This window comes from Limnohabitans sp., from assembly GCF_044373035.1.
In the GTDB taxonomy this organism is placed as follows: domain Bacteria; phylum Pseudomonadota; class Gammaproteobacteria; order Burkholderiales; family Burkholderiaceae_C; genus Limnohabitans_A.
Genome location: NZ_JBILQU010000113.1, coordinates 1 through 8,516, shown reverse-complemented (window position 1 = coordinate 8,516; position 8,516 = coordinate 1). Strand labels below are relative to the sequence as shown.

At 61.2% G+C, this 8,516-nt stretch carries 9 protein-coding genes; 6 read left to right on the top strand and 3 right to left on the bottom strand.

The features are described from left to right. From ACIQ47_RS13390 to ACIQ47_RS13365, 6 genes are all read left to right on the top strand, one after another. Positions 1 to 731: vitamin B12 dependent-methionine synthase activation domain-containing protein (locus tag ACIQ47_RS13390; RefSeq protein WP_396438592.1), on the top strand; the 731-nt coding region annotated here is incomplete at its 5' end. A gap of 194 nt (positions 732 to 925) precedes the next feature. After that, positions 926 to 1,447 carry a YqhA family protein gene (locus tag ACIQ47_RS13385; protein WP_396438591.1) on the top strand — a complete coding sequence of 174 codons (522 nt, stop codon included), beginning with the start codon at positions 926 to 928 and terminating at the stop codon, positions 1,445 to 1,447. A gap of 128 nt (positions 1,448 to 1,575) precedes the next feature. Next, a complete protein-coding gene (locus ACIQ47_RS13380) occupies positions 1,576 to 2,181 on the top strand; it encodes a LemA family protein (protein WP_396438590.1) in 606 nt (201 codons plus the stop codon). Between the two features lie 89 nt (positions 2,182 to 2,270). Next, positions 2,271 to 3,167, top strand: coding sequence for a TPM domain-containing protein (locus tag ACIQ47_RS13375; protein ID WP_396438589.1), 897 nt, complete (start codon positions 2,271 to 2,273; stop codon positions 3,165 to 3,167). Position 3,168: 1 nt separating this feature from the next. Further along, the gene (locus ACIQ47_RS13370; protein WP_396438588.1) at positions 3,169 to 3,711 is read left to right on the top strand and encodes a TPM domain-containing protein; all 543 of its coding nucleotides are present in this window, start codon (positions 3,169 to 3,171) and stop codon (positions 3,709 to 3,711) included. Between the two features lie 71 nt (positions 3,712 to 3,782). Further along, positions 3,783 to 4,853 (top strand): DUF6352 family protein, encoded by a 1,071-nt coding sequence (locus ACIQ47_RS13365; RefSeq protein WP_396438587.1) that lies wholly within the window; start codon positions 3,783 to 3,785, stop codon positions 4,851 to 4,853. A 12-nt stretch (positions 4,854 to 4,865) separates the two neighbouring features. Here the strand turns inward: ACIQ47_RS13365 and ACIQ47_RS13360 are convergent, their stop codons facing one another. The 3 genes from ACIQ47_RS13360 to ACIQ47_RS13350 all read right to left on the bottom strand — a co-directional run. After that, positions 4,866 to 6,248, bottom strand: coding sequence for a formimidoylglutamate deiminase (locus ACIQ47_RS13360; protein ID WP_396438586.1), 1,383 nt, complete (start codon positions 6,246 to 6,248; stop codon positions 4,866 to 4,868). Between the two features lie 9 nt (positions 6,249 to 6,257). After that, positions 6,258 to 6,869 (bottom strand): HutD family protein, encoded by a 612-nt coding sequence (locus ACIQ47_RS13355; RefSeq protein ID WP_396438585.1) that lies wholly within the window; start codon positions 6,867 to 6,869, stop codon positions 6,258 to 6,260. Between the two features lie 4 nt (positions 6,870 to 6,873). Continuing rightward, on the bottom strand, positions 6,874 to 8,516 hold a 1,643-nt coding region (locus tag ACIQ47_RS13350), incomplete at its 5' end, for a TRAP transporter permease (RefSeq protein WP_396438584.1).

The window sequence follows — 8,516 nt, the reverse complement described above, 5'->3', positions numbered from 1 at the left end:
TCCAAAAAATCATCGACGGCCGCTGGGTCACGGCCAATGCGGTGATGGGTCTGTACCCCGCCAACACGGTGAACGACGACGACATTGCGCTGTATACCGACGCCTCGCGCAGCCAGGTCGCCATGACGTGGCGCGGCCTGCGTCAGCAGACCGAAAAACACATGATCGATGGTGTCATGCGCCCCAGCCGCTGCTTGGCCGACTTTGTCGCGCCCGTGGGCGTGGCTCCCGATCACGTGGGCCTTTTCGCCGTCACCGCGGGCATCGGCGCCGACAAGCGCGCAGAGGCTTTTGAAGCCGCGCACGACGATTACAGCGCCATCATGCTCAAGTCATTGGCTGACCGCTTGGCCGAAGCGCTGGCCGAGTGCCTGCACAAAAAAGTGCGCACCGACCTGTGGGGCTACGCGGCGGGCGAAGCGCTGACAAGCGAAGAACTGATCGCTGAAAAATACCAAGGCATTCGCCCCGCGCCCGGCTACCCCGCCTGCCCCGACCACAGCGCCAAACAAGCGATGTTCGATGTGCTGCAATGCCAAGACATTGGCATGGGCCTGACCGAAAGCCTGGCCATGACGCCTGCGGCCAGCGTGAGCGGTTTTTACATCGCGCACCCCGAGGCGCAGTATTTCAACGTCGGCAAAGTGGGCGACGACCAGGTGCAAGACCTCGCGCAGCGCAGCGGGGTTGAGGTGAAAGACCTGCAACGCCTGTTGGCCCCTAACCTTTGATGGGGCAAGGCTAACCAGGCCCAAGTGATTTGGGGGGGTCCATACTGAGGCTGCCTGTGGGCGGCTTCATAATTGATGCGTCGGTTGATTGAGGGGGCTTGATCGGAGGCTGGGCAGCAAGGTGTTGAGGGTCTGGGTGCTTGTCCGCACATCTCATTGAACCGATGCGGGTGATTTTTATCTCAAGGGAAAAAATGGAAAAAATTCTTTCCAGTGTGGGCTCATTGCTGTACGGCTTGCGTTTCACCATGTTGTTTTTTTATGTCGGTTTGGTGGGCATTATTTTTGGCATCCTGGGCAAGTTTTTGGTTGAAACTTACAAGCTCATGAACACCCTGCTGTTTGACGATCTGCAGAAGATTGACCTCATCATCAAGGTGTTGGAGTTGGTGGACATGACCATGGTGGCGCAGCTCGTTTGGGTGGTGGCACTGGCCGGTGTGTCCCTTTTTGTCACGACCGGGCACTTCGACAAATCTGACCTGAAAAAACCGGACTGGTTGGACCATGTCAACACCTACAATCTGAAGCTCAAACTGGCATTTGCCATCATTTCGATCTCGGGTGTCCATGCCCTGAAGACCTATTTGAGCGGTGATTTGAGCTTGGAGAACATCCAAGTCGTCACCATGGTGGCGGTGATTCACTTCACCTTTGTGTTGTCTGCCATTGGCATTTCTTTTGCAGAACGGCTCACCCGCGAAAAGCCCCATTAGGTCTTGAAATACGAGGTTTGGCTCACACTTTGAATTCGGGTGTGGCTTGGAGCAGACTTCAAGTCAGGACCGAGAGTCCGCATGACTTGGGTTCAGTTTTTTTCCCATTTGCAGCAGAAAGCGTCCCCATGAACCGATTGGCTACCCGTATCAGCGCTTGGCTGAGCACTTCTTTGGTCGTCTTGGCCTTGTCCGGCTGCGGTTACAACGATTTCCAGCGCTTGGACGAGCAAACCACCTCGGCCTGGTCCGAGGTGCTCAACCAGTACCAGCGCCGTGCCGACCTGGTGCCCAACATCGTGGCCACCGTCAAAGGCGAGGCCAATTTTGAGCAGGAAACCTTGACCCAAGTCATTGAAGCGCGGGCCAAAGCCACCAGTTTCCAGATCACCCCCGAGGTGCTGACCAACCCTCAAGCACTGCAACAGTTCCAGGCCATGCAGGGCCAACTCTCCAGCGCCTTGTCGCGCCTGATGGTGGTGTCTGAGCAATACCCCAACCTCAAGGCCAATCAGGGCTTTGCCGATTTGCGTGTGCAGCTCGAAGGCACCGAAAACCGCATCACCGTGGCGCGCAACCGCTACATCGCCGCAGTCAAGGACTACAACATCTTGGCCCGCAGCTTTCCGAGCAACTTGACGGCCATGGTGTTTGGCTATGCGCCCAAGGCCAACTTCACCGTGGTCAATGAAGCCGCCGTCAGCGCGCCGCCCAAGGTGGACTTCGGCAAGTGATTCACACCCACATGCCCATGCTTTGGCCCATCGGCCGGTTCGGCGGGAACAGTGGGGCCAAGGTTTTGACGCGGCTACTTTTGAGCGCCATGGCTTGGGTCATTTTGAGTTTGTCGCCTGCTTGGGCCCAAGCACTCGTGCCCGTGCCGCCCCTCACCGCCCGGGTGATGGACCAGACCGGCACCCTGGCCGAAGCCGATGTGGCGGCTCTGGAGCAACAACTCCAAAGCTTTGAACAGCAGCGCGGCACCCAGATCGTGGTGTTGGTGTTGCCCAGCACCGCGCCTGAGGACATCGCCGACTTCACCCAACGCCTGGGCGATGCCTGGAAAATCGGTCGCCGCGATGTGGGCGATGGTTTGTTGCTGGTGGTGGCCCTCAACGACCGTCGTTTGCGCATCGCGCCGGCCAAGTCACTCGAAGGCGCTGTGCCCGACTTGGCCGCCCAACGCATCATTGACCAGGTGATCACGCCCGCATTTCGCCAGGGCGATGTGGCCGGTGGGCTGCGTGGCGGCCTCAGCCACCTGCAAGCCCGCATTGAGGGCGAGGCCTTGCCGTTGCCCCAAGCAGGCGCACAAGGCGGCCAACCCCCTGGGGCTGCCGAGGTCGATTGGCTGAATTTGGTTGTTTTGTTGCTGGTGGCGTTGCCTGCCGTGGCGGGCGTGTTGCGCCGGGTGCTGGGGCAGCGTTTGGGCGCATTGGCGGCAGGGGGCGTGGTCGGTGTGGTGGTTTGGATCATGACCAGCCTGCTCTGGTTGGGGGTGGTTGCGGCCATGTTGGGCCTCATGTCGGCGTTGTTCATGCAGGCCCTGCCCAGTGCTGCGGTGCGTCGCAGTCAGGGCCGTGGGCGTGGCGGTGACTTTCCCGGCTGGGGTGGCAGCGGAAGGGGTCACTCCGGCGGTTGGGGTGGTTCTGGTGGCGGTGGGTTTTCTTCGGGCGGCGGCGGTAATTTTGGGGGCGGTGGTGCCTCCGGGAGATGGTGACATGCGCGAATCGCTGATGACCCACGGAAAACGTTGGTGGCGACACCGCTGGATGCACGAGCGTGCCGCCGAGCAGGCGGTGCCTCCGGCCATGGCCGAGCAGCTGCAGGCTAGGGTGAACGCCAGCGAAGCGCGGCACAGCGGCGAAATTGTTCTGTGTGTCGAAGCCGCCTTGCCCAACAGCGATCTGTGGCGGGCGGGGCGAGAGATGCCTTTGCCTGCAGTGGTACGTGAGCGCGCACTGTCGTGGTTTGGCAAGCTGCGCGCGTGGGACACCGAACACAACAATGGCGTGCTCATCTATTTGATGCTGGCCGAGCGCCAGCTTGAAATCGTGGCTGACCGGGGGATTAGCCGTCATGTGCCCGATGCGCATTGGCAAGCGGTGGTTCAACACTTGGGTGAGCACTTGCAAACCGGCGACTTCGATACCGGTCTCACACAGGCGCTGCAGGAAGTCTCGGCACTGCTGGTCCAGCACTTCCCGCTGCAGGCGGGCGAAGCCAATCCGAACGAGCTGTGCAACCGGGTTGTTTGGGCCTGAATCAGCGGTCTGGTCAGAACCAGCACAATCGGTATCGACACACAGCCGCGTGGCAAGACCAAAGAACCAACATGCACAACTTCTGGACCGCTTGCGGTCACCAACACCTGACGCGCAATGCGCGCGGCTGGCTCAGCGCCACGCCCGACTATTGGCGGCTGTGGCTGCAGCGCCCCGAGCTGGCGCTGGTGCCCGAATCGTGCAAGGCCGAAAAGCGTTTGCATGCCGCCCTGACCGATTCGCCCTACATGCAGGTCACGCCTGCAGACTACAAACATTTCAAGGACGACGATGTCCGTGAAAACTACAAACTGTTCCTGCGTTTTCGCGACGACGTGGAAGGTGCTGGCTCACTGGAGTCGGCTTACATGGGCTGGATGCGCAGTGGCCAGATCCAGCTGCCGCCTTTGTTCATCGACTTGGTGGTGCAAGCCATCGTGTGCAATGTGTTGACCGGCCAGGATGACGCTTGGGTCTGGCGTGCGGCCGAGCTGCTGTTTCGCCGCCAACGCATCACGGTGCAAGAGGGCCGCGTACTGTCAGGCGACAGCGACACGCTCGACAACTTGCAAGCCACCGGTGGCCTGGGTGAGATGGGCCGCTTGTTGATGGAAGGCGGCGCAGCCCTCAAGGCGGTCGATGTGAAGGTGCTGCACAAAGACAACGAAGAGCGCTACCTCGCGCAGCGCGAAGGCTTGGGGCGCTATGCCTTCTTGCTCGACATGACGCACGAAATCCAGAACGAATTGCCGCACGGCTTGATTTTGAAAATGGTCAACGCCCGCTCGGGCCTCAAAGCCTTGTCGGCGGTGTTGGTTCTGTGGGTACAACACTTTTTGGGTGTGGCCGTACAGATCGAGCCAGTGCAAAAAGTGGACGACCCTGCCTGGCGCTGGCATGTGGGCCTGGACGCCACGGCCACCGCTTTGCTCAACGATCTGTACCAAGGCACCGAGCTGTCAGCCCAACGCCAGCAGCAACTCATCAGCCTGTTCAAGCTGCGCTTTGACAATCCTCAAGACATGCGCGCCGACGTGCAAGGCAAGCCGGTTTATCTGGGCTTGGCCATGAACGAGCAGGGTTTGCTCAAACTCAAGCCGCAAAACCTGTTGCTCAATTTGCCTTTGGCTGGCGCGGTCTGAAACAGCGCGCCATCAGGCTTTGAGCAAGTCACGGCGAGCTTGCACCAGGCCCGCCATGGCTTCGTTGTGCAGCGCGTGTTTGCCTTCTTGCACCACCCGCTGACCGCCAGACCAGACCTGTGCCACGGCGCTTTGGCGGCTGCTGGCAAAGACATGGCTGGCCAGCATCTGGTCAGGGGACAAGCCGGCCAAGGCCGGGTGATGGGCATCGAGCACGATGAAGTCGGCCTGCTGCCCCACGGCCAGCCCGGCCACCGGCCGAGCCGCGGCCCGCGCGCCACCGGCCACCGCCCCTTGCCACAGGGCTTGGGCCACGTCCGGTTGGCGCTCGTTGGCCGCCACATTGCGTTGCCGCAAAGACAGGCGCTGGCTGTATTCGAGCAGCATCAGGTCTTCGGCTGGGTTCACCGCGATGTGGCTGTCCGAGCCGATGCCCCAAGCACCTTGCTGGTTTTGCCAGGTCTTGAACTCAAAAATCCCGTCGCCCAGATTCGCCTCGGTGGTGGGACACAGCCCCGCCACCGCACCCGAGGCCCCAGCGCGCTGGTACTCGTGTGCGTCCATGTGCGTGGCGTGCACCAGGCACCAGCGTGCATCCACGGGCGCATGGTCCAGCAGCCAAGCCACCGGGCGCTGTCCTGACCAGGCCACACAAGCATCAACCTCGGCCGTTTGTTCCGCGATGTGAATGTGGATGGGCGCGCTGGCGTCCAGCGCCTTCAGCCCCGTGAGCACCTCCCGCAGGCTCTCGGGTGTCACCGCCCGCAAGGAGTGCGGTGCCAGCCCCAGCCGGGCAGATTGGGCATCGCAAGCGGGCCGCAGGCGTTCGAGCAAGCGCAGCATGGCCTCGGTGCTGTGGATGAATCGGCTTTGTCCCGCTGTGGGCGCGCTCCCCCCAAAGCCGCTGTTTTGGTAGAGCACGGGCAGCAGCGTCATGCCGATGCCGGTGCGCTTGGCTGCGCGCAGCAGGCTCAGCGACATCTCGGCCGGGTCGGCATAAGCCTGGCCGTGGGGGTCGTGGTGCAGATAGTGAAACTCGCAGACGCTGGTGAAGCCCGCCTCCAGCATTTCCACATACAAGGCGGTGGCAATGGCCTCCAGTTGAGCGGGTCCCAGCTGGGCCGCAAATTGGTACATGAGCTTGCGCCAGCTCCAAAAGCTGTCTTGCGCATGGCTGCGGTATTCCGTCAGGCCTGCCATCGCGCGCTGAAAAGCATGCGAGTGCAGGTTGGGCATGCCCGGCAACACTGGCCCTGCGGCGCGCGGCACCAGGGGGTTGGGGGTCAGTCCTGTCTGGATGGCTTGCCATTGGCCTTGGGCATTCCATTGCAGCAAGACATCGCGGGCCCAGCCGTCTGGCAGCAAGGCGTGTTCGGCGAACAGCTGGTGTTGCATTTCGATGTTTCAGCGTGGGGTGGGTGTGAAGCGAACGGCCAGCAAGGCCGCATCCGGGTCTGAGTCGACGCATTGGCATTGGCAGGCCAGCGTGTCGTCATGCCACCAAAGGCCTGTTTGTGCGCCAAGCGTGTGCTGCTGGGCCCTGGCTGTGTCGGTGCCATCGGTCTGCACCTGCCATGCGCCCCGAATGGCCATCAGCAAGCCAGCCGGGGCGGGCAACCAAGTCTCATGACGCCGAAACACGCGCATCTCGGCCTGGCACACGCCGCGGCGCGTCATGACATTGAAGTCGTGGCAGCCCCCGTTCAGCAAACGCGCATGCACTGCGGCATCGCCTGAAAAGGCAAAGGGCTGCAAAGGCGTGTCCAGCGCATGCATCACGCTGCCATCCGCGCTGCTCAACTGCACACCGCCACCCTCGAGCAGCGTGATGACCCGGTCCACACCCGCAAACACCGAAAAATCACCGTCGCTGGCAATGTGCGCAATGCTGATGCGCCAGTCGAAGTTCTGCATGCCCGCATGTGGAGGATGGCAAGCGACTTCACGCGTCACGCCGCCGCCGTTTTTCCAGGGGGTGGCGCGCAGTTGGTTCCGTTCAAAAAAATGAATGGGCATGGGCTCAGGCGGTGTTCGGCAATGGACGGCTGTGCCACAGCAAGATCAGCAGCACACCCGGAATGGCCACAGCCGCGGCCACAGGATTGGCAAACACCAGAGACAAGGACAGTGCATTCAACAACCAGAATGCGGGCCTGCGAATCGGCCGCGCCACAAAGCCTGTGTAAGCAGCCCCCAAACCCATCACGGCAACGATGGCGCAAGTCGTGGCCAGCAAGAAAGAGAACCAGGTGAAGTCGATGAACAACAAAGCGGGCGTGTAGACAAAAGCAAAGGGAACCAGAGCCTTGCCCATGGACAGCCTGAAAGCGGTCATGCCCGTGCGCATGGGCTCGCTGCGGGCAATGCCAGCCGCGGCAAACGCGGCCAGAGCCACGGGCGGTGTCACATCGGCCAACACACCAAAATAAAACACAAAAAAGTGCGTCGCCAATTGCGGCACGCCCAGCCCTGCCAAAGCCGGGGCGACGATGGCGGCCAGGATGATGTACGTGGGCGTGGTGGGGACACCCGAGCCCATGATGATGCAAGCAGCTGCAGTGAACATCAGGCCAAAGAAAATGGTGACCTGTTTGAGTTCAAACCAGTTGAACACATCCATCACCATGAACATTTGGGCGGCCACGCCCGAGACATCGATCACCCAGGCTGAGAACTTGAAGCCCATGCCGGTCAGCGTGGTGATGCCCAGCACAAAGCCGACGCAGGCACACGCAGCGCCAATGCCCAACGCGGCTTTGGCACCCATCTCAAAGCCCTGAACCAGCGCTTGCGGCCCCACGGCCATGCCGGTCATGTGTTTGCCCAACGGACCCATCAAGCGGGGAATCCACGAGCAGGCCACGGTGAGGGTGATGCCCCAGAACGCGGCCAGAAAAGGCGTGTACTGCATCAACAGCAGCGTGACCATAACCACCAGCGGTAAGAACAGGTGCCATGAGCTTTTGAGCACCCAGCTGAGCGAGGGGATGTCTTTGGGGTCCATGCCTTGGAGTTTGAGACGCTTGGCTTCCAGGTGCACCATGAACAAGATGGCAAAGTAGTGCAAGCAAGCAGGAACGATCGCCACCAAAATCAAGGTGTTGTACGGGATGCCCAAGGTCTCGGCCATGATGAAAGCCGCCGCCCCCATGATGGGCGGAGTGATCTGGCCCCCGCAAGAAGCCGAGGCCTCAACCGCCCCCGCAAAGCGCGGTGAGAAGCCGACCTTTTTCATGAGCGGAATCGTCATGACGCCGGTGGTCACGGTGTTGGCAATGGCCGATCCGGAAATCATGCCAAACAGGCCCGAAGACACCACGCTGACCTTGGCAGGCCCGCCCGAAAAACGCCCTGCCGCAATGGTGGCCAGGTTCACAAACAACTGCCCCAAGCCGGTCAGCTGGGCCATGATGCCAAACAACACAAAGTGGAAAACAAAGGTGGCGACCACACCGACCGGAATGCCGTAAATGCCTTCGGTGCCCTTGTACAAGTGCGCCACGATGCGCGACAGGCTGTAACCCCGGTGCGACAGGCCGCCCGGCAAGTAGGGCCCCAACAAGCCGTAAAAAATCGCTGCGATGGCCAGCAGCGGCAAGAAGATGCCCATGGTGCGGCGCGTGGCCTCGATCACCATGGCAATCGCGATCACGCCCATCATCA

What these genes read in the sequence shown, in the direction of transcription:
- ACIQ47_RS13385 (WP_396438591.1), top strand. Translation starts at nt 926, where the DNA reads ATGGAAAAAATTCTTTCCAGTGTGGGCTCATTGCTGTACGGCTTGCGT.
- ACIQ47_RS13380 (WP_396438590.1), top strand. Translation starts at nt 1,576, where the DNA reads ATGAACCGATTGGCTACCCGTATCAGCGCTTGGCTGAGCACTTCTTTG.
- ACIQ47_RS13375 (WP_396438589.1), top strand. Translation starts at nt 2,271, where the DNA reads ATGGCTTGGGTCATTTTGAGTTTGTCGCCTGCTTGGGCCCAAGCACTC.
- ACIQ47_RS13370 (WP_396438588.1), top strand. Translation starts at nt 3,169, where the DNA reads ATGCGCGAATCGCTGATGACCCACGGAAAACGTTGGTGGCGACACCGC.
- ACIQ47_RS13365 (WP_396438587.1), top strand. Translation starts at nt 3,783, where the DNA reads ATGCACAACTTCTGGACCGCTTGCGGTCACCAACACCTGACGCGCAAT.
- ACIQ47_RS13360 (WP_396438586.1), bottom strand. Translation starts at nt 6,248, where the DNA reads ATGCAACACCAGCTGTTCGCCGAACACGCCTTGCTGCCAGACGGCTGG.
- ACIQ47_RS13355 (WP_396438585.1), bottom strand. Translation starts at nt 6,869, where the DNA reads ATGCCCATTCATTTTTTTGAACGGAACCAACTGCGCGCCACCCCCTGG.